This is a genomic window from Streptomyces sp. NPDC001914, from assembly GCF_042891215.1.
Classification (GTDB): Bacteria; Actinomycetota; Actinomycetes; order Streptomycetales; family Streptomycetaceae; genus Streptomyces.
The window spans coordinates 45,806-65,732 of sequence record NZ_JBIASW010000009.1 but is presented as its reverse complement, the minus strand read 5'-3'; the positions used below and the strand labels follow the sequence as shown (position 1 = coordinate 65,732).

15 protein-coding genes are annotated in these 19,927 nt (G+C 72.9%); 1 reads left to right on the top strand and 14 read right to left on the bottom strand.

The annotated features are described in order from the left end of the window. Positions 1-139 precede the first annotated feature (139 nt). The 10 genes from ACFYYF_RS25010 to ACFYYF_RS24965 all read right to left on the bottom strand — a co-directional run bounded on the left by ACFYYF_RS25010 (position 140) and on the right by ACFYYF_RS24965 (position 12,710). Positions 140-1,474 (bottom strand): hypothetical protein, encoded by a 1,335-nt coding sequence (locus ACFYYF_RS25010; protein WP_388779339.1) that lies wholly within the window; start codon positions 1,472-1,474, stop codon positions 140-142. Positions 1,475-1,540: 66 nt separating this feature from the next. Further along, complete coding sequence (locus ACFYYF_RS25005; RefSeq protein ID WP_388779336.1) at positions 1,541-2,566, bottom strand: glutamate ABC transporter substrate-binding protein; 1,026 nt, start codon at positions 2,564-2,566, stop codon at positions 1,541-1,543. Positions 2,567-2,580: 14 nt separating this feature from the next. Then, entirely contained in the window at positions 2,581-4,071 is a 1,491-nt protein-coding gene (locus tag ACFYYF_RS25000) for a proline-rich domain-containing protein (RefSeq protein ID WP_388779333.1), read from the bottom strand. Positions 4,072-4,358: 287 nt separating this feature from the next. Beyond that, positions 4,359-5,393 carry an N-acetylglucosamine kinase gene (locus ACFYYF_RS24995; RefSeq protein ID WP_388779330.1) on the bottom strand — a complete coding sequence of 345 codons (1,035 nt, stop codon included), beginning with the start codon at positions 5,391-5,393 and terminating at the stop codon, positions 4,359-4,361. Then, a complete protein-coding gene (locus ACFYYF_RS24990) occupies positions 5,390-6,655 on the bottom strand; it encodes a 6-phospho-beta-glucosidase (RefSeq protein ID WP_361683731.1) in 1,266 nt (421 codons plus the stop codon). Before ACFYYF_RS24990 ends, ACFYYF_RS24995 begins: the two co-directional genes overlap by 4 nt. 2 nt (positions 6,656-6,657) lie before the next feature. Then, positions 6,658-7,551, bottom strand: coding sequence for a carbohydrate ABC transporter permease (locus ACFYYF_RS24985; protein ID WP_388779327.1), 894 nt, complete (start codon positions 7,549-7,551; stop codon positions 6,658-6,660). Between the two features lie 3 nt (positions 7,552-7,554). Next, positions 7,555-8,496: a carbohydrate ABC transporter permease gene (locus tag ACFYYF_RS24980; RefSeq protein WP_388779324.1), complete on the bottom strand. Its 942-nt coding sequence runs from the start codon at positions 8,494-8,496 to the stop codon at positions 7,555-7,557. Positions 8,497-8,505: 9 nt separating this feature from the next. Further along, positions 8,506-9,843 (bottom strand): ABC transporter substrate-binding protein, encoded by a 1,338-nt coding sequence (locus tag ACFYYF_RS24975; RefSeq protein ID WP_388779321.1) that lies wholly within the window; start codon positions 9,841-9,843, stop codon positions 8,506-8,508. Positions 9,844-9,925: 82 nt separating this feature from the next. Next, positions 9,926-11,137: an ROK family transcriptional regulator gene (locus ACFYYF_RS24970; RefSeq protein WP_388779318.1), complete on the bottom strand. Its 1,212-nt coding sequence runs from the start codon at positions 11,135-11,137 to the stop codon at positions 9,926-9,928. A 427-nt stretch (positions 11,138-11,564) separates the two neighbouring features. After that, a complete protein-coding gene (locus tag ACFYYF_RS24965) occupies positions 11,565-12,710 on the bottom strand; it encodes a mechanosensitive ion channel family protein (RefSeq protein WP_388779315.1) in 1,146 nt (381 codons plus the stop codon). A 229-nt stretch (positions 12,711-12,939) separates the two neighbouring features. Between ACFYYF_RS24965 and ACFYYF_RS24960 the strand changes: the two genes are divergently transcribed. Beyond that, on the top strand, positions 12,940-13,476 hold the full coding sequence (locus ACFYYF_RS24960) for an HNH endonuclease (protein WP_037618871.1): 537 nt from the start codon (positions 12,940-12,942) through the stop codon (positions 13,474-13,476). Between the two features lie 191 nt (positions 13,477-13,667). Here the strand turns inward: ACFYYF_RS24960 and ACFYYF_RS24955 are convergent, their stop codons facing one another. From ACFYYF_RS24955 to ACFYYF_RS24940, 4 genes are all read right to left on the bottom strand, one after another. After that, positions 13,668-15,008, bottom strand: a complete 1,341-nt coding sequence (locus tag ACFYYF_RS24955) for an FtsX-like permease family protein (protein WP_388779311.1) — start codon at positions 15,006-15,008, stop codon at positions 13,668-13,670. Continuing rightward, positions 15,005-15,721: an ABC transporter ATP-binding protein gene (locus ACFYYF_RS24950; protein ID WP_365484074.1), complete on the bottom strand. Its 717-nt coding sequence runs from the start codon at positions 15,719-15,721 to the stop codon at positions 15,005-15,007. The genes ACFYYF_RS24955 and ACFYYF_RS24950 overlap by 4 nt, the downstream gene beginning before the upstream one ends. Continuing rightward, positions 15,718-16,251, bottom strand: coding sequence for a PadR family transcriptional regulator (locus ACFYYF_RS24945; protein ID WP_361683748.1), 534 nt, complete (start codon positions 16,249-16,251; stop codon positions 15,718-15,720). The genes ACFYYF_RS24950 and ACFYYF_RS24945 overlap by 4 nt, the downstream gene beginning before the upstream one ends. Before the next feature lie 242 nt (positions 16,252-16,493). Beyond that, entirely contained in the window at positions 16,494-19,727 is a 3,234-nt protein-coding gene (locus tag ACFYYF_RS24940; protein WP_388779306.1) for a beta-N-acetylglucosaminidase domain-containing protein, read from the bottom strand. Positions 19,728-19,927: the final 200 nt, after the last annotated feature.

The following is a 19,927-nucleotide window of genomic DNA, read 5'->3' as shown; positions in this document are numbered from 1 at the left end:
ACGGTGCGGCGGGGGCGAGTCCGCAGGTGTCGCAGTACAGCTCGCCTCCGCCCATGTCCTCGTACGACCCCTCGCAACCGGGCCGGTCGCAGGTCCGCTCACTCACCGGCTGCTCGCTCACACCGCATCCCTTCAACGCTCACGCGTCGGGCCCCCTCCGGTCCGCACGGTCATGAGGACCGCCCTGCTCCGGCACCTGCGGGCTCAGCAACTCGGCCGCCGCCCGCTGGTAGCGCAGGACCGCCTCCTCCGCCACCCGCAGATCACAGGGAGCGCTCCACAGCATGCGCCGGGCCGCGTCGTAGCGCTCCACGAGGAACGGGTCCTCGGCGAAGCCGAGCCGGGCGACCTTCGCCTTGTACGCGTCCAGGCGGCCGCGCAGCTCCGCGCGGACCGCCAGCGGCTGGGTGACCGCCGTCAACGACTCGCGGGCGCGCAGGAGTTCGTCCTCCGCCTTCTCCTCCAGCGCCTCCAGGAGCGGCGAGAGGCGGTGCCACTGAGCGTGCCTGCGGTACTCCGCGGCCGTCGCCAACTGCTCCTGGAGCGCCGTCGGCGGACCGCTGACGGCCGGCACCTCGGACGCGGCGATCTTCGCGAGGACCTCGCCGCGGGCACTGCGCGCCTCGGCGAGCGTGCGGTCCGCGCGGCTGAGCACGTCCCGCAGCTTCACCAGCCGCGCCTCGGCGTCCTGGCGCACCGTCAGGACCGCGTCGATCTCCCGGCGCACGTCCTCCAGGGCACGCGCCTCACGGTCGTACGCCGTCGTGTCCGGACGGCCGCCGCCCGGGGCCGAACTCCCCTGCGCGGGAACCCAGAAGGCGAGCGGGTCGGAGACCACGCGCTCGCGCAGGGCGGTCAGGGTCCGGGTGATGCGCTCCAGGTCGTCGCCCGAGGGGTGCTCGCCGGGGCGCACGCCGACGGAGTGCGCGAGCGCCCGGGTGCGCTGGAGCTCCGCGGCCAGTAAATCTATCCGGGCGGGCAGCGCGGACCACACGGCGTCCGCGGTCACCACCATGTCGAGCGAGGCGGCGTACAACTCGTTCATCCGGTCCACCAGGCCGGCCAGCGAGAACCGCTCGCTGAGCTTGCCGGTGCCGGCCAGGGTCGGCGCGTTCGCGGTGGCCGTGGCGGACCCGGCGACCGTGATGCCCGAACCGCGCAGCAGCTCGGTCAGTTCGACCAGGTCCTCACGGCTGGACCAGCGTCTGCGGGAGCGGATCTCGCGCGCGGAGCGCAGCGCGTCCGCGTACGCGTCGAAGTACGCCCACAGCAAGGTGATCGACGCCTCCGCGGACGCCCAGCGCTCCTTGGTCGAGCCGGTGAGCTCGGCGCCCTCCAGGAGTCTGCGGCCCGCGTGGTCCTGCAGGGCGAGGAGCGAGGTCTCGATGGCCTCGTGCTCCGCGCCGAGGCGCGCCAGCGCACGGTCCGCCTCGTCCCGGTCCATCACCGGCCCGGGGGGTCCCGTGACGCCCATCGATCACCTCTCGTTCTCGTGCGTTCCCGGCGGCTCGGTGTGCGGCCGGGCAACTCTCCAGTCGTATCAGGTCGTTTGCTTGTACTGGGCGACCGGCGGGTCCTCCGAGGGGGAGTGGGGACCGAGGGTCGGAGCGAGCCAGGTGGCGTACGACTGGCGCCAGCCGTCCTTGCGGTAGTCGGCGAGGATGCGGTTGACCCGGCGCACCAGGTCGTCCGCCCCCTTCTTCATCGCCACGCCGTAGTACTCGGTGGTGAAGGTGCCGCCCTTGAGCGCCACCGAGGGGTCCTGGGCGGCCTGGCTCGCGGCCAGCGCCCCGTCGGTCACCACCGCGTCGGCCTCGCCGAGCTGGAGGCGCACCAGGCAGTCCAGCTGGTTGGGCACGGGCGGCAGGACGACGGCGGAGGGGGCGAGCCCGCCCGACTTCCGGTCCGCCGTCAGACGGTCGTTCGCGGTGGACTTGGCCGCCGAGCAGATCCTCTTGCCGGCCAGGCTCTTGTCGTAGCCCGTGATGTCGGAGCTCACCGGGGCCAGCACCTGCTGGCCGGTCTTGAAGTAGGGCGCGGAGAACGCGACCTGGTCGAGACGCTCACAGGTGATCGACATGGTGCGCACCACCATGTCGACGGTGCCGCCCTGGATCGCGGGGATGCGCTGGCTGGTGGGAATCGCCTTGAACTGGACGGCGTCCGGGTCGCCGAGGATGTCCTTGGCGATCGCGTGGACCAGGTCGATGTCGAAGCCCTCCAGGTTGCTGCCGGCCTCGGGGTTGTTCGGGTCGCGGTAGCCCCAGCGGTAGCTGTTCTGGTCGACGCCGACGATCAGCCGCCGGTCCTTGCGGTTCTTGATGGCGTCGATCGTCGCCCCGTCCGCGCTCGACGGGGGCAGGCTCAGGTTCTCCGGGTGTGTGCACTGTTCGGCTCTGGCCTGGGTGCCCCGGGCCACGCCCTGTCCGCCGGTACGCGTGCCGCCGTCCCCGTGCGCGGAGTTCGGCAGCAGCAGCGCGAGGACGAGCGCCGTGGCGCAGGCGAGCGCCATCGCGCCCACGCCGCCCCAGCCCTTCAGGCTCGCCCTCAGGCGTCGTGCGATCATCGCCGCTCCCCCTCTCACCGGTACTCCGAAAGCCTGCGGCCGACGCCGAGCAGGGCGCCCGCGGCGGCCAGCACGGCGAGGACCGCGGCGCCGACCGGGAGGCCGGTCATGGCGCCCAGGCCGTCGTTCGCCGCCCGCTGGAACTCGCCGTCCTCGTGCTTCAGCGCCGTGGTCAGGTTCTCGTCGACGACGTCGAAGCACTCACCCGTGGGCTTCTTGTCGGCGGAGCCGATGACCCGGTCCAGTGCGAGCTGGTAGTCGCCGTCGTTGTCGGCCTTGCGGGCCTCGGCGTGACGCTGCTTCCAGACCTCCATGGCGGCGTTCGCGTTCTCGACGGGCTTCTCGCCCGACCGGTCGTTCGCGAGGTCCGCCGCCATGGCGAGGCCCTTGGTGAGCGTCTTCATGTCCTGGTCGAAGTCGTAGTCGTACAGGTCGACGGTGCTCTTGTCGGCCAGGGTCTTCGTCTCAGCGCCCCGGCTGACCAGGGTGAGGTTCTCGTTGCCCCGCGCCTTCAGGGAGGCGATCTGCGCGTCGTGCAGCACGTTCAGGGAGCGGACCCCGTGGTCGTACGACTCGTTCAGCCCGGACCGGGCGAGGGTGTGGCCGACGGTGAGCCACAGCAGCACGGCCAGGGACGCCGCCGTGGCCGCGGCCATGCCCCGGTTCAGCACCCGGTTCGTCCGCAGGTAGTTGCGCCGCTGGGCCCAGGCGAGGACGCCGAGCGCGACGAGTCCGAGGGCGATCGCGGCCCACGGGTAGGGCTTCGCGTCGGCGTAGTCGGCGTTCAGCCGCTGGTTCTCACGCTGGTAGAGCTGCTCGGCCTTCGGGAGCATCTCGTTCTGCATCGTGTCGTTCGCGTACCGCAGATAGGCGCCGCCCAGCGGGTAGCCCTGCCGGTTGTTGGCGCGGGCCCGCTCGACGAGGCCCTTGTACTCGGGCAGCAGCTCGTTGAGCTGGGAGATGGTCCTGGCCGAAGGGGAGCCCGGCTCCGAGCTGTTGGCCGCGGTGATCAGCTTCGCGGCCGCGGTCCTGATGTCCTTCTCGTAGCGGTCGCGGGTCTCCTGCGACTCCTGACCACCCGCCAGGAAGCCGCTGGAGGCGGCGGTGTTGGCGTCGGCGAGCGAGCGGTAGATGTCCGCGGCGCTCGCGCTCAGCGGCTGGCTGCCGTGCAGCACGTTGTCCGCGGCGGCCGCGCGCTCCGTCATCTGCCAGGCGGTGATCGCGCCGAACGTGACGACCAGCAGGGCGAGAAGGGCGCCGATGATCCGCAGCCGCCCCGGCTCCGTCGTCGCCGCGGCGCGCAGCCGGTCCACACCCTCCGCCCACGCCGTGCGCCGCGGGGCCGCGGCGGGAGCCGGGGGTGAACCCGGCGGGGCACCGAACCCGCCCTGGGGCGCGGGGGATCCGCCCGGCGGCCGGGGAGACCCGGACTGGGCCGGGACGGCCGGCATCGTGGGTGCGCCCTGCCCCGGTGGCGCCGCGCTGCCCTTCGGCGGGTGTGTCACTGTCGACCTCCCCCATGGTCATCCGCCCGTTCGCGCTCACCGCGGTCGCGGTGGACACGGCCGGCCGGAGTACGTGCACGGCGGCAAGTATCGCCGCCCTTACCGGCATCCGCACAGGCCTTGCCTGGATCTTGTTCGGATCACGACGCAGCACGATTCCCCCGTGCCACCCCCCTTCTCATGAACACGTGTTCCGGATCCGTTTGGTTCCCGCCCCTTCGTGCCAGGTCATGGACGGTCCCGGGGTCCCGGGCGCCGCCCCCGGCACCCGGGACCCGCGGGCCTCCTCAGCCCCGCTCGTAGAACGCCCGTACGCGCGCGTGGACCTCGCCCGCGGCCCGGACGCGGTCCAGGCCCAGGAGCGCCGCGCCGAGGACCGGCGGCGCGGTGACCACCCGGGGCACCGCCTTGGGGGCGCGGACGGCCAGGAGTTCGCGCACCCGGTCGTCGAGCCGGGGATGACGGGCGGCGAGGATGCTGCCGCCGAGGAGGACCGGGGTCTCCTCGGCGAGCAGACCGAGGCGGTCCAGGGCCACCGTCGCCATCGCGACCACCTCGTCCGCGAGCCGGTCGACGATCGCGCGGGCCACCGGGTCGCCGTCCGCCGCCGTGGCGAACAGGACCGGGGTCAGTTCGTGGCGCCGCGCGTTCGGGATGTGCTCCAGGTGCAGCGCCTCGATGAGCGCGTACATGGTGCCCAGGCCGAAGTGCGCGGGCAGGGTGCGGGCCAGGGCGGTGTCCCCGCCCCGGCCGTCCTCGGCCCGTGCCGCGTGCCACAGGGCCTCCTCCGCCAGACCCCAGCCGCCGCCCCAGTCGCCGGAGATGCGGCCGATGGCGGGGAAGCGGGCGGTGCGGCCGTCGGGCCGCATGCCGACACAGTTGATGCCGGCCCCGCAGACCACGGCGACACCGCGCGGCTCGGCGATCCCGGCCCGCAGCACCGCGAAGGTGTCGTTGCGGACCTCCACTCCCGCGCCCCACGCGCGTGCGTGCAGCGCGGCCGCCAACTGCTCCTCCTCCACCGGCAGATCGGCGTTGGCGAGGCAGGCCGAGACATGGGCGACCGAGGTGACGCCGGCCGCGTCGAAGGCCCGCCGCACGGCGTCGGCGACGGCGTCCACCGCCGTCTCGACGCCGACGGCGGGGGGCCGGAACCCGCCCCCGCGCGCGGTGCCCGCCACCGTGCCGTCCGCGGCCACCACGGCGACGTCGGTCTTGCTGTTCCCCGCGTCGATGGCCAGCACGAGACCCGCGGGGCCGGGCCCGGTGTCCGCGGGGCCGGACCCGGCGGCCGTCCCGGCACCGGTTTCCGTCGAGGTCATGCCCACGCGAGGTGCTCCCGGTTGTGCGCGATCAGCTGGTCGGTCAGGGCGTCGGCCAGGGCGTACTGGCCGACCAGGGGGTGCGCGAGCAGCGCCCGGAAGACCCGGTCGCGCCCGCCGCGCAGGGCGGCGTCCAGGGCCAGATCCTCGTACGCGGTCACGTTCGCCATGAGACCCGAGTGGAGCGGGTCCACGGACGCCACGGGCAGCGGGGCGGCCCCCTTGGCGCCGACCGCCGCCTGCACCTCGATCACGGCGTCGTCGGGCAGGAACGGCAGGGTTCCCCGGTTGTACGTGTTCACCACCTGGTAGGGGCTGCCGCCCCCGCCGAGCAGCGCGGCGGCGAGGTCGACGGCCGCCTCGGAGTAGTAGGCGCCGCCCCGCTTCGCCAGCAGCTCCGGCTTCTCGTCGAGCGCCGGGTCGCCGTACATGGTGAGCAGCTGCCGCTCCATCTGCGCCACCTCGGCGGCGCGGGAGGGCTTGGTGCGCAGCTCCCGGACGACCTCGTCGTGCGCGTAGAAGTAGCGCAGGTAGTACGAGGGGACGACGCCCAGGCGCTCGACCAGGGAGAGGGGCAGCCGCAGGTCCGCGGCGACGGCGTCGCCGTGCTCGGCGAGCAGCCGGGGCAGGACGTCGTCGCCCGCGGGACCGCCCAGGCGCACACCGGTCTCCCAGGTGAGGTGGTTGAGGCCCACATGGTCGAGATGCACATCGGTGGCGGAGACCCCGAGCAGCGCGGCGAACTTCCGCTGGAAGCCGATCGCCACGTTGCACAGGCCGACGGCCTTGTGGCCGGCCTGGAGCAGGGCGCGCGTCACGATGCCGACCGGGTTGGTGAAGTCGATGATCCACGCGTCCGGGTTGGTGCGGCGGACCCGCTCGGCGATGTCCAGGACCACCGGGACCGTGCGCAGTGCCTTGGCCAGGCCGCCCGCGCCGGTCGTCTCCTGTCCGACGCAGCCGCACTCCAGCGGCCAGGTCTCGTCCTGTTCGCGGGCCGCCTGGCCGCCGACGCGCAGCTGGAGGAGCACGGCGTCGGCGCCCTCCACGCCCGCGTCCAGGTCGGAGGTGGTGACGATCCGGCCGGGGTGGCCCTGCCGGGCGAAGATCCGGCGGGCCAGGCCCCCGACGAGCTCCAGGCGCTCGGCGGCCGGGTCGACGAGGACGAGTTCCTCGACGGGCAGGGTGTCCCTGAGCCGGGCGAAGCCGTCGACGAGTTCGGGGGTGTAGGTCGACCCTCCGCCGACCACGGTGAGTTTCATGGTTAACCCTTCACTCCGGTGAGCGTGACGCCTTCGACGAACGCCTTCTGCGCGAAGAAGAACACGAGGATCACGGGGGCCATGACCAGGACGGTCGCGGCCATGGTGAGATTCCAGTCGGTGTGGTGCGCGCCCTTGAACGACTCCAGGCCGTAACTCAGCGTCCAGGCGCCGGGGTTCTCGGAGGCGTAGATCTGGGGGCCGAAGTAGTCGTTCCAGGCGTAGAAGAACTGGAAGAGCGCGACGGCCGCGATGCCGGGCTTCGCCATCGGCAGGACGACCTTCAGCAGCGTCCTGAGGTCCCCGCAGCCGTCGACCCGGGCGGCGTCCAGGTACTCGTTCGGGATGGTCATCAGGAACTGGCGCAGCAGGAAGATGGAGAACGCGTCCCCGAACGCCATCGGGATGATCAGCGGCCACAGGGTGCCGGACAGGTCGAGCTGCTTGGCCCAGAACAGGTACATGGGGATGATCACGACCTGCGGCGGCAGCATCATCATCGAGATGACCAGCATCAGCGACAGATTCCGGCCGCGGAAGCGGAACTTGGCGAGGGCGTAGGCGACGGGGATCGACGAGACGACGGTGAGCACCGTGCCGAAGCCCGCGTACAGCAGCGTGTTCTTCCACCAGGTGAGGAAGCCGGGGGTGTCGAAGACCTTCCGGTAGTTGCCCCATTCCCAGGTGTGCGGGATCAGGTCGCGGCTGAGCGCCTGGCTGTCGCTCATGAGCGAGGTCAGGAACACGAACACGAAGGGCAGCACGAAGAAGAGGGCGGCCGCGACGCCGAGGGAGTGGACCGCGACCCACTCCAGAAGGGCCCTGCGGCGGGCGGTGCGTTCGGCGGGGGAGAGCTGCGCGGCCAGCTCCACCGGCTTGTCGAGTACTTGGGTCATCGGTCAGTCACCTGCCTGGATGAGACCGCCCCGGCGCCGCATCAGGAACGCGGTGAACACCATGGACAGGGCGAACAGCACGAGCGCGACCACACAGGCGGAGCCGTAGTCGAAGCGCTGGAAGCCGAGGTTGTAGACGAGCTGGGGCAGGGTGAGCGTCGACTTGTCGGGGTAGCCGGGCTCGAACTGCGTGCCGGCGCCCTGGATGACCCCGGAGGCGACCTTTCCCGCGATCAGCGGCTGCGTGTAGTACTGCATGGTCTGGATGACCCCGGTGACCACGGCGAACATCACGATGGGCGAGATGTTCGGCAGGGTGACGTACCGGAAGCGCTGCCAGGCCGAGGCGCCGTCCAGTTCGGCGGCCTCGTACTGCTCGGTGGGCACGTCGAGGAGCGCGGCCATGAAGATGACCATCAGGTCGCCGATGCCCCACAGGGCCAGCAGGGTCAGGGCGGGCTTGGACCAGGCGGGGTCGTTGAACCAGCCGGGGGCCGTTATGCCCGCCTTCTCCAGGATCGAGTTGACCGGTCCCGTACCGGGGTTGAGGAGGAAGGCGAAGGCCATGGTGGCGGCCACCGGCGGGGCGAGGTAGGGCAGATAGAAGAGGGTCCGGAAGACCCCCGTGCCCGTCTTGATCTTCGTGATCAGCAGTCCGACGCCGAGCCCGAAGGCCACCCGCAGGGTCACCATGACGAGGACCAGCCACAGGGTGTTGCGCAGCGCGGGCCAGAACAGCGGGTAGTTCTCGAAGACGTAGCGCCAGTTCTGCGTCCCGCTCCACGTCGGCGCCCTGAAGCCGTCGTAGTGCATGAAGGAGAAGTAGACGGTCGAGATGAGCGGGTAGGCGAAGAAGACGGCGAAGCCGATCAGCCAGGGCGACATGAACGCGAGGGTCCGCAGCGCCGACCTGCGGCGCTTCGAGGCGAGCGTGACAGTACTCATGTCCTGTGGCTACTTCGCCTGCGCGATGTCCGTGTCGATCTGCTGGGCCGTGGCCGCGAGGCCCGCCTTCAGATCCTTGGCCCTGCCGCTCTCGTAGTCGTATCCGAACTGCTGGATCGTCACGAGGTAGGTGCCGCCGTTGACGGACGGCGGGGTCGTCGTCGAGTTCGGGTTCGAGGCGATGTCCAGGAACGTCTTGAAGCGCGGGTCGTACTTCAGCTTCGGCGACTTGAGGGCGTCGAGCGTCGAGGGCACGTTGTGGATGTCGTTGGCGAAGCCGACCACCGCGTCCGTGTTCGTGGTCATGTATTTGACCAGCTCCCAGGCCGTGTTCTGCTTCTTGCTGGTGGACGGGATGCCCGCGATCGTGCCGGTGATGTAGCCCTTGCCGTACTGGTCGGCCCGGTCGTCCGGGACGGGCAGCGGGGCGACGCCGATCTCGAAGTCCGGCTTGGCCTCCTCGGCCATGCCGAGCCGCCACTCGCCGTCGAGCTGCATGGCCACCTGGCCGGTGTGGAAGGGGTGCTTGGGGCCCCACTCGTCACCGAGCTTGGAGCGGTAGGTCTCCAGCTTCTTGAAGCCGCCGAGTTCGTCGACGAGCTTCTTCTGGAGGGTGAACCCGGCCGTGAAGGCGGGGTCCTTGGCGATGTTCGACTTGCCGTCACCGTCGAAGTACGTCGGCGAGAACTGCCCGAAGTAGTGCTCGGTGGTGGACTCCCAGCCGTGGTAGTTCGGCATGAAGCCGAGCTGGGAGTACGAGTCGCCCTGGGCGATCGTGAGCTTCTTCGCGTCCTTCTCGAACTCGGACCAGGTCTTCGGCGGGGAGGCGATGCCGGCCTTCTCGAAGGCGTCCTTGTTGTAGTAGAGCCCGTACGCGTCACCGAGGAGCGGCACCGTGCAGCGGTTGCCGTCGAACTGGGTGTACTCGTTCATGGCCTTCGGGAAGGTCGTCTCCGGGTCGATGCCGGCCTTCTTGAAGAAGGGGTTCAGGTCGACGAAGGCGCCGGACGAGCAGAACTTGCCCACGTTGTTGGTGGTGAAGGACGAGACCACGTCCGGTGCCTTGTCGCCGCCCGCGCGCAGCGCCTGGTTGATCTTGTCGTCGGTCATGTTGCCGACGACGTTCACGTGGATGTTGGGGTGCGCCTTCTCGAAGCCCGCGACCAGCGACTTCACGGCCGCGACCTCGTTCGGGGCGCTCCAGCCGTGCCAGAAGTTGATCGTCTGTTCCTTGGAGGCGTCGTCGCTCCCGCCGCTGTCGGACTGGCCGGTACAGGCGGTGGCGAGGAGGGCTATCGAGGCGGAGGCGGCGAGTGCGACGGCCGCCTTTCGTGACATTCCGGGCATGGCGGGATCTCCCTGCGAAGGACGGGGCGGGACATGGCGGGGTGTGGGCTCGGGAAGGAGGGGAGCGGCGGGTGGTGCGGACTCAGCGGGAGGTGTCGAAGACCTCGTCGCGGGTGGCCGCCAGGGCGCTCTCCAGCGCCCCGCGCAGCACGGGGTGTTCGTGGACGTCGCCGACGACGAGGCGCGGCCGGGACGCGGCCAGTTCCTCCAGTTCGGCCTGGACCAGGGCGCGCAGCGGTTCGCCGCCCGCGGTGAGCGAGGCTCCGCTGAGGACGACCAGTTCGGGGTCGAGCACGGAGACGAGTGAGGCCAGACCGGTGGCGAGTCCGGTCGCGTACCTCTCCAGGAGCTGCCGGTAGGGGCCCGCCTCGACGGCGGCGGCGCGTTCGACGAGGGTGGCCGCGACCTCGGTGTACGGGCCGGAGGGCAGGTCCTGGATGCCGAGTTCGCGGGCCAGCGCGGGGATGGCCTGGGAGCCGGCGAGTTCCTGGTAGCCACCGCTGTTGGCCCGGGTCACCTGGCGCACCAGGGGCGCGCCGGGCACCGGCAGGAAGCCGACCTCGCCCGCGCCGCCGGTCCAGCCGCGGTGCAGCCGGCCGCCGAGGACCAGGGCGGCGCCGAGACCGCCCTCGTTCCACAGCAGGACGAAGTCCTCGTGCCCCCGTGCGGCGCCGAGCCGCTGTTCGGCGATGGCCACGAGGTTGACGTCGTTCTCGTACTCGACGGGCATCGGCAGCGCCGCCGCCAGTTCGTCGAGGAGGGTGGGGGAGTGCCAGCCGGGCAGGTGGGAGGCGTAGCGCAGCCGGCCGGTGTTGGGGTCGAAGGCGCCGGGGGTCGCGATGACCAGACGCCGCACGTCGTCCCGGGCGAGCCCGGCGGCCTTCACCGCGCCGTCGAGGGCGTCGGTGACCTGGCGGACGACGGGCAGGGCCGGACGGCGGCCGGGGGTGGGCAGTTCGTACGTGCCGATCGTGCGGCCGGTGATGTCGGCGACGGCGGCGAGGACACGCTCGGGGGTGACGTCGAGGCCCGCGGCGTGGGCGGCGCCCGGATTGACCTCGTAGAGCTGGGCGCTGGGGCCCGGCCGGCCCTCGCTGGTGCCGGTGGCCAGGACGAGTCCGGCGGCTTCCAAGCGGGCGAGGAGCTGGGAGGCGGTGGGCTTGGACAGCCCGGTGAGCTTCCCGATCCGGGTCCGCGAGAGCGGTCCGTGCGCGAGCAGCAGATCGAGGGCGGCACGGTCGTTCATCGCGCGCAGGACGCGCGGGGTGCCCGGCGTGCCGGCGGATCCTGCCATGTCTGTCGCCACCTGCCCTTCTCGACCGACCAGCTTCCCAGGGGTGCGTTCTGGAAGTCCACCCATGATCATTGTTAGGAAAGTTTCCTATTGCTGGTGCGAGGAAAGTAGGCCGGACGGGGTGCGGGCGTCAAGAGCAGCCGCCGTCCGGGCCGCGGAGCAGTCCCCGGAACCCACGAGACCGCCCCGGCGGCGGACGGGTCCGTCTGCTGCGGGGGCGGTCTCGTGGCGGGCCGGGCGGGGTCCTGGTCTGGGGCTTGGCTTGGGCGTGGTCGTACGTGGCCTCGGGGGGACGGGGCGGCGAACGAGCGTGCTGAAGCGTTCCGGCGGGTCCGGGTGTTGTGTCCGGGAAGCCGGGGGGCGTACGAGGAAGGGGGCGGCGCCCGGAACAGTCCGGGCGCCGCCCCCTTCCTCGTACGGTCGGGCTCTACTTCGGCACGCTCGACGGAGCCGGGGCCGGGATGGGCGCGGTGGCCACCGACTGCGCGGACTCCGTGTTGGCGAAGACCGACGGGGCCGCCACGGCGGCCGACGGGTCGACGGGCTCGTCCTCCGCCGCCGCGGTGGGGCCGCCCACGATGCGGATCTCCGCGGCGTCGAAGGCCCGCTTGATGCGCCAGCGGAGCTCGCGCTCCACGGACAGGGCCTTGCCCGGCATCGTCTTGGCGGAGACCCGGACCACCATGGAGTCGAGGAGGACGCTGTCCAGGCCCAGGATCTCGATCGGGCCCCACAGACGCTCGTTCCAGGGCTCTTCCTTGCTGATGGTCTCGGCGACCTCGCCGATGACGGACCGGACGTGGTCCAGGTCCTCCGAGGCACGGACCGTGACGTCCACACCGGCCGTCGCCCAGCCCTGGGAGAGGTTCCCGATGCGCTTGACCTCGCCGTTGCGGATGTACCAGATCTCACCGTTGTCGCCGCGGAGCTTGGTCACGCGCAGCCCCACCTCGATGACCTCGCCGGAGGCCACACCCGCGTCGATCACGTCCCCGACGCCGTACTGGTCCTCAAGGATCATGAAGACGCCGGAGAGGAAGTCCGTGACCAGGTTGCGGGCGCCGAAACCGATCGCGACACCGGCCACACCCGCCGAGGCGAGCAGCGGGGCCAGATTGATCTCGAACGTGCTGAGGATCATCAGCGCGGCCGTGCCCATGATCAGGAAGGACGCGACGGAACGCAGGACCGAGCCGATGGCCTGGGAGCGCTGACGGCGGCGCTCCACGTTCACCAGCAGACCGCCGAGCGCCGTGCCGTCGACGGCCTCGGCGGTGCGGCCCATCCGGTCGATGAGCTTGGTGATCGCCCGGCGCACGAACACTCTCAGTATCGCCGCGATCACCACCACCAGCAGGACGCGCAGACCTATGGCCAGCCAGGTCGACCAGTTCTCCTCGACCCAGCTCGCCGCGTGGGTCGCCTTCTCCTGGGCGTCCTGAAGCGTGGGGGTCACCGAACCGGTCGTCGAGGGGGACGGCGACGGGGCCGGACCGGCGGCCAGGGCCGATAGGACGGGCAGGGACACAGCGGGTACCTCCAGGCGTAGCGGTCTGCCCGCGGCGGGGGACATGGGAGGGGGTGCCGTCCGGGCAGAACCACCACACTAACGGGGCATCGTGTGTGGATCGTTGTCATCTTCGGGGGAGAGACCGTGCTCACCTGGGGATGTAGGGGGTGTGGTCGAAAACACTCCCAGCCCGTTACCGGGACATGGTGGCGCCGTCACCAGGCATGAGGGGAGACTGACTGCAGATCGTCCCGGCGCGAGCCACGCGCCGCCGGCGTACAAGGAGGCATCCGTGCCGCATGTCCTGGTCCTCAACGCGTCGTACGAGCCGCTCGGCGTCGTACCGCTCCACCGCGCGCTCGTCCTCGTCCTCGAGAACAAAGCCGTCTGTCTCGAGGAATCCGGCGCCTTCATGCACAGCGCGACCGTTACTGTCCCCGCACCCAGCGTGGTCCGGCTGAAGAGGTTCGTACGGGTTCCCTACCGAGGGCCCGTCCCGCTGACCAGGCGAGCTCTGTTCGCCCGCGACGGCGGCCGGTGCATGTACTGCGGTGGCGTCGCAACCAGCGTCGACCACGTCATCCCGCGCTCCCGCGGGGGTCAGCACGCCTGGGACAACGTGGTGGCGTCCTGCCGCCGCTGCAACCACACCAAGGCCGACCGGCACCTGGTCGAGATCGGCTGGCGCCTGCGCCACAAACCCGCCCCGCCGACGGGGCTCGCCTGGCGCATCATCGGAACCGGGCACAGGGACCCGCGCTGGATGCCCTACCTGCAACCGTACGGCGCGGACGACGCCATGGCCCGGATCGACGGCATCTCAGCCTGACGATCCGGGCCTTCGCGTTGGCGGCGCCGCCCCCGGCCGTCACCGCCTCCGGCGTCGGGAGGACCCCCGTGCCTCCCGGCCGCCGGCACCCGTGCCGCACGGGCACTCCGGCTTGCCCGGCGCCGCCCGCCCGCCGGGCGGCGCCGGGCCCGCATGCCCCACGGGCCCTCGGCCCCGCCCGCGGGGCCCGGTCACACGTGACGCAGCTCCGCGGGGTGCACCGAGCGGCGCAGCAGGGGCAGCGACGTGGCCGCGGCCAGCACACAGGCCGCGTAGACGAGCACGGGGACGACCAGCGGCAGCACCGGCACGAATCCGTCGCCCGCGAGCTGTCCGTACCAGAAACCGATCCCGAGACCGCCGACGCCGGCCAGCGCGATCGCCGGGGCGAGCGGCAGGGCCGTCTCCAGGATCAGGGCGCGGCCGAGGACCGCCCGCGGCACCCCGGCGGCGGTCTGCGCGGCGAGACCGCGGCGGCGGGTGGCCAGTGATTCCGCGGTCCCCACGGCCAGCGCGGACAGGGCGATGGCGAGGGCGACCAGGATCGCGGCGCCCGTGAGGTCGATACCGGTGGTGTAGAAGGCCGGGTCCGTGGCGAACTCGTCACGGTCATGCCCTTCGAACATGTGGAGCAACACCTGGCGCACGCCGACGAAGCCCGTCCCCACGACGGTCACCAGCAGCACCGCCGCATGGGTGCGGGCGCCCGCCCAGGGATCGTCCCGCAGCCGCTCGGCCGCGATCAGGACCGCCGGGTCCCCGGTCCGCTCCGCGAGCACGCGGCCGGTGAACCGGGCGCTCGCTCCGACGGCCCAGACGGCTCCGAGGCCCGTGAGAATCACCACGCCGAAGACGAGCACCGGAGCGGTTCCGAGCCCGCCGTGGCCGCGCGGAGCGAGCACGATCCCGGTGAGAAGCATCACGAGAGCGGCCGCGAGGACGGCGAGACCCGGACGTCGTCCGGCGTCCGGGCGCACCCGGCGCACCCAGCCGAGCGGCGAGGTCACCACCCGGCGCAGGGCGAGCGCGCTCACCAGCGCACCCAGCACGGGCACGGCGAGCGCGACCGCGGCGAAGCCGGCCCAGACGACGGCCGACGGACTCTGCCACTGGCGCTGCAGGACCTCGGCGGAGACGGCGGTGGCGACGGCCGAGCCGACCAGGCACGCGAGACCCGCCTCCAGGGCGGCGATCCGCCGCACCTGCGCGGGGCCGGCCCCCGCGAGGCGCAGCCCGGCGAGGCGCCGGTCGCGGTGCACGGCCCCGACACGGGCGCACTGCCCGAGGAAACCGAAGACCGGCACCAGCAGGAGCAGCAGGGTGAGGACCGCGCCCGCCCGCTGGCCCGGCTGGCCGAGCAGCCCGTGGGCGAGGGGGATGGAGTACTGGCCCCGGAGCGCGGCGATGGCGACGGCGGCCAGGCAGAGGCCGGTGGCCAGGGCCGCCCCGACGGCCGTCAGCGCGACCCGCCACCCCTCGCGCCGGTCCGAGCCGCGGGTCAGGAGCAGGGCGATCCGCAGGTCGGTCCTCATCGGGCCTCCCCCGCGGTCAGGGAGACCTGGTCCGCCGGCAGGGCGCCGGAGCCGGTCACGACCCCGTCCCGCAGCGAGACCTCGCGGTCCGCGTACGCCGCCACCTGGGCGTCGTGCGTGATCAGCAGGACCGCCGTGCCGGCCTCGCGGGCGGAGTGGATCAACGCGGTCATCACCTGCTCTCCGGCGAGGGAGTCCAGCGCGCCGGTCGGCTCGTCCGCGAAGACGGCCTTCGGGTCCGTGACCAGGGCTCGCGCCAGGGCCACCCGCTGGGCCTGGCCGCCGCTCATCTCACCGGGCCGCAGCGCTTCCTGGCCCCGTACACCGAACCGCTCCAGCCACTCGCCCGCCCGCTCGCGTGCCGCCGCGCGGGAGGCGCCCGCGAGCAGCAGGGGCAGGGCCACGTTGTCGGCCGCGGTCAGCTCGGGGATGAGCTGACCGAACTGGAAGACCACGCCGAAGTCCGTGCGGCGCAGCTCGCCGAGCCGCTTCTCGGGGAGCAGGTCGAGGCGCTCGCCCCCGTACTCCACGGTTCCGCCGTCCGGCCTGACGATGCCCGCCAGACAGTGGAGCAGGGTGGACTTCCCGCTCCCGCTGGCCCCGGTGACGGCGAGGACCTCGCCCGCGCTCAGGTCCAGCGAGGCGCCGCGTAGCGCCTGGTTCGGGCCGTGGGCCTTGACCAGGTCCCTGGCGGTCAGAAGGGGGGTGCTCATGCTGTGTCGACCTCCGCGGTCAGGGTGGTGAGCCGGGCCGCCGTCGTCGTCATCCAACGGAGATCGGCGTCGAGGTGGTTGAGGGCGTAGTCGGCCGACAGGACGGTCGCGAGACCCGCGCCGGGTGCGGTCTTCACCGCCGTGAGCTCGCGCATCCGCGCCATGTGCGCGGCGCGCTGCGCCCGCAGATAGCCGGCCGGGTCCGCCGAGGCGAGGATCGAGACGACGACCTTGGCGAAGATCTCGTTCGTCACGAAGGGCGCGGGCGGCGCGATCTCGCCCGCCCAGCGGGTCAGTTCGAGCGATCCTTCGCCGGTCGAGCGGTACAGGGTCCGCTCGGGGCCTCCGTCCGAGTCGGTGCCGTCGATCGCGGCGAGACCGTCGCGGACCAGCCGCTGCAAGGTCGTGTACACCTGCCCGTACGCCAGCGGCCGGGCCTGCGGGAAACGTTCGTCGTGCCGTCGCTTGAGGTCGTACCCATGGCTGGGCCCTCCGGCGAGCAGCCCCAACAGGATGTGACGGGTGCTCATGAAGATCAGTATGCACTCAAGATATGTACTGAGTGAATAGCCGGAGCCGAAAAAGCCCGCCGCGCATCCAGGAAACCCCGCGCTTCGCGGAAGCCCCGCGAGTCGCCGAAGCGCCCGGGAGCCGCCGAAGCGCCCGGGAGCCGCCAGGGTGAGTGCCGGGTCCCCGGCGAGGACCGCCGGGGAGGAGCGTCGGGACCCGGTGAGGAGCAACGAGGACCGAAGGGGAACCGGCGGGAGCGGTGTCAGTCCGCGACCGCGTAGGCCTCCGCCGACCACAGTGAGTACCCGTACGCCGTGGCCCGGCGCATCCCCTGGACGCGCACGTAGCGGACGTCGTGTTCGTCGAAGCGGAGCGATTCGCGGCCGCCGCGGCCGTCCGTCACGGTCGTCGCCGTGCGCCACACGCGTCCGTCGGCGGAGACCTGGACGCGGTAAGCGGACGGGTGGGCGTCCTGCCAGGTCAGCACGAGCCGGCCGAGGCGCACCGGCTCGGCGAACCGCACCTGCCACCAGGCGCCGTCGTCCACGGGCGAGGACCAACGGGTCGCCGGATCGCCGTCGTTGGCCGCCGGGGCCGGGAAGTCGGGGGTCTCGTCGGCGGACGAGGAGGCGGTGCCGGTGCGGGCGAGGTCGGGGCCCGCCGTGCGCGGGAAGGCGCGGACGGTCAGGGTGCGGGTCTGCGCCCCGAAGGCGACCGTCACCTCGTACGTGCCCGACGGCGTGCCGGCCGGGACCGTGACCTCCACGAGGCTGTCGACCACCGCTCCGCGCGCCAGGGTCGGCGAGGGCCGCGAGACCTTGACCCGGATGCCCTCGGGGGCCCGCGCGGTCAGCTCGCCGCGGACGCCGGTCGGGCGCAAGGACGTCAGCCGGGCCGTGATCCGCTCCGTGCCGCCGATCTCCACGTCCGTGGTGGAGCGGGCCAGGTCCAGTGCGGCGGCGGGCGTGTCGGCGAACCACGGCACCAGATGGCGGACCTGGGAACGCCCGGGTCCGACGACCCGCAGCGCGTCCACGCGCACGCCCGCCGCGCCGATCTCCGCCGCGCCGAGCTCCGTCGCGCCCCCGGCGCTGAGGGCGCCGAGGAACCGCCAGCCCTCGCCCGGCACGCGTGCCTCGACGAAGCCCGTCGCGCCGGGGTCGGTGAGCACGCTGACGTCGGTGAGGGTGCGGGGGCGCGGGAGCAGCACCTCGCGGCCGTCCCGCCCGCCGCCGTCCGCCTTCGCGCCGTCCTCCGCCGGGCCGTCGCCCGTCGCGGCCCCGTCGCCGGCCGCTCCGCCGTCGCCCCGTCCGCCCGCGTCCGCGGTGCCTCCGCCGCCGGTCCCCGTCCCGCCGGGGGCCTTCGGGGTGCCGTGTCCCGTGGAGGACTCGTTGCCGAGGCCCGCCCACTTCTCGTACGCCGTCCGGGCCCGCGTCAGGAAAGGGTCGAGCACGCCCGTGCCGACCTTCACCCCGCTCGCCGCGAGTTCGCCGCGCAGCCGGTTCAGCGTGCGGTACGCCGTCCACGCCGCCGTCGCGTCGCCCCTCGCCTGGGCCTCGAGCAGCGCGACGGCCGTCTCGCCGGCCTCGCCGTAGCGCGCCAGTTGCTCGGTCCAGGGCTTCACCTCGGTGGCGACCGGGCGGCCGGCCAGCCGCTCGGGCGTCTCGCGCATCACCGTGAACGCGGCGCGCAGCCGCTGGGCCGCCCGTTCGCCCGCGGCCCGGTCCGTGCCCGTCCTCGCCCGCCGGTACGCCTCGATGAGCGGGCGCAGGTACGCCGACTCCTCGCCGCCGAGGACGGAGGACGCCTCGTTGCCGGCCAGCGCGCGCAGCGCGTCCGCGTCCCGGGCGTCCCCGCCCGCCAGATCCTCGATGGCGGCCTCCCAGGACTCCTGGGGCCGGTAGTCCCGCGGGTTCCACGCGTAGTCGGCCGTCGTGAACAGCGGGATGCGGGAGGCCTCCGCCTGGGGCATCGCGTTGGCGAGCAGCGCCGCCGAGCCCGCGGCCACCGCCGGCTCGCGCCCCTGGTACGGGCCGAGGAACACCCGGTCCTGCGCGTAGTCGTTGACGGGGTAGTTGTCCATGGTGACGAGCCGGTGGCTGCCGAACACCGCCTGGGTGCGCGCCAGTTCGCCTCCGGTGATGGTCTTCGGCACGACGCCGATACCGGTCCAGGCGACCTCGACGCCGTCGTCCAGGGCACTCGCCAGCTTCCGGCGGTAGTCGGTCGAGCCGTCCTCGTAGTACTCCGTCGGCATCAGGGACAGCGCGGCCACCTCCGGGTGACGGGCGGCGAGATGCCGGGCCACGGCGTTCGCCACGCGGGCTTGCGCCTTCGCCGCCGCCTCGGGCCCGGAGGCGAACACGTCCGCGTCCGCGTCGCAGTGCCACTCGGTGTAGCTGACGTCCTGGAACTGGAGCTGGAAGGAGCGGAACCCGAGCGCCCACATGGCGTCGAGCTTGCGCGTCAGGGCCCGCACGTCGGCGTCCGAGGAGAAGCACATCGCCTGTCCCGGGGCGACCGCCCAGGTCAGCGTGACGTGATTGCGGCGCGCCCGTTCCGCCAGGTCCCGGAAGCGGGCCCGCTCCCCGGCCGGGTACTGCTCGCGCCAGCGCGCCTGCCGGAAGAGGTCGTCACCGGGGGCGTACACATAGCGGTTCTGCTTGGTCCTGCCCATGAAGTCGAGCTGCGCGAGCCGCTGTTCGGGCGTCCACGGGCTGCCGTAGAACCCCTCGGTGACGCCCCGCGCGGCGGTGCCGGGCCAGTCGCGGACGACGGCCCCGGCGATCCGGCCGTCGGCACCGAGGAGCTGGCCGAGGGTCTGCACTCCGTGGAACAGGCCGTCCTCGCCGACTCCCGCGAGCGCGACCGTGTCCCGGCCGTCGGCGCGGCCGACGGCCAGCCGGTAGCCGCCGGAGGGGAGGTCGGCGCGGGGCGCCGCGCCGAGCGCCGTGAGCGCCCGCTCAAGGGGGTCCGTAGCGGCGCTCGTGAAGCCGAAGGGTCCCGCGCCCCGCCCGCCGGTGTCCGCCGCGTCCGTCCCCAGACGCACCACCAGGGCGCGCGCGGGGAGCGCGTCACCGTCGCGCGCCGTCGTGATCGTGCGCGCGCCGGCCCGCCGCAGCAGCGCGCGCAACGCTTCGAGGGCGTACGGGTCGAGATCGCTGTCCGGGGCGTACGCGTCGACGCTCACGCCGGGGGCGTACGGGTTCAGGGGGACGCCCGGGGCGTACGAGCCGCCCGGGCCCGGGCCGCCGGCCGTCCGCGGCGCCGGGGTGACCAGGACGACCTCGTCCGTGACCGTGACCGGGGTGCCGTTCGCGCGCAGCGACTGGGGGCGCGGCCAGACGGCGGGCCCCGTGCTCCCGGCGGGCTCGCGGTCGCCCGCGGAGGCCGCCGGGCCAGGGGGAGCCGCGAGGGCCGCGGGGGCCGTGACGAACGTGCTCGCGACCACGGCGAACGCCAGTGCGGCCGCTCCTTTTCCACGCCCGAGTCGCACGGTTCCCCCTCGTAGCCCGCCACCCCGGCTGCGGCTTCGGTGTGCCGTCGAGCCCACCATTCGGGTGGTGAGGGTGTCAACGAGAGTGGCCGAAGTGCCGGGATTACCCCAGCCTGGAGGCGCGGCCCGCCCTCTCGGGACGGCGACGGAATGTGACCAGGAGCACGTTGTCCGTCCGTGAACGTCTGCCGTCGCGCCCA

Excerpts from the sequence above, each read along its gene's own strand:
- ACFYYF_RS24965 (WP_388779315.1), bottom strand. The coding sequence starts at position 12,710 with ATGTCCCCCGCCGCGGGCAGACCGCTACGCCTGGAGGTACCCGCTGTG.
- ACFYYF_RS24980 (WP_388779324.1), bottom strand. The coding sequence starts at position 8,496 with ATGAGTACTGTCACGCTCGCCTCGAAGCGCCGCAGGTCGGCGCTGCGG.
- ACFYYF_RS24955 (WP_388779311.1), bottom strand. The coding sequence starts at position 15,008 with ATGAGGACCGACCTGCGGATCGCCCTGCTCCTGACCCGCGGCTCGGAC.
- ACFYYF_RS25005 (WP_388779336.1), bottom strand. The coding sequence starts at position 2,566 with ATGATCGCACGACGCCTGAGGGCGAGCCTGAAGGGCTGGGGCGGCGTG.
- ACFYYF_RS24945 (WP_361683748.1), bottom strand. The coding sequence starts at position 16,251 with ATGAGCACCCGTCACATCCTGTTGGGGCTGCTCGCCGGAGGGCCCAGC.
- ACFYYF_RS24950 (WP_365484074.1), bottom strand. The coding sequence starts at position 15,721 with ATGAGCACCCCCCTTCTGACCGCCAGGGACCTGGTCAAGGCCCACGGC.
- ACFYYF_RS24995 (WP_388779330.1), bottom strand. The coding sequence starts at position 5,393 with ATGACCTCGACGGAAACCGGTGCCGGGACGGCCGCCGGGTCCGGCCCC.
- ACFYYF_RS24985 (WP_388779327.1), bottom strand. The coding sequence starts at position 7,551 with ATGACCCAAGTACTCGACAAGCCGGTGGAGCTGGCCGCGCAGCTCTCC.
- ACFYYF_RS24975 (WP_388779321.1), bottom strand. The coding sequence starts at position 9,843 with ATGCCCGGAATGTCACGAAAGGCGGCCGTCGCACTCGCCGCCTCCGCC.
- ACFYYF_RS25010 (WP_388779339.1), bottom strand. The coding sequence starts at position 1,474 with ATGGGCGTCACGGGACCCCCCGGGCCGGTGATGGACCGGGACGAGGCG.
- ACFYYF_RS24990 (WP_361683731.1), bottom strand. The coding sequence starts at position 6,655 with ATGAAACTCACCGTGGTCGGCGGAGGGTCGACCTACACCCCCGAACTC.
- ACFYYF_RS24970 (WP_388779318.1), bottom strand. The coding sequence starts at position 11,137 with ATGGCAGGATCCGCCGGCACGCCGGGCACCCCGCGCGTCCTGCGCGCG.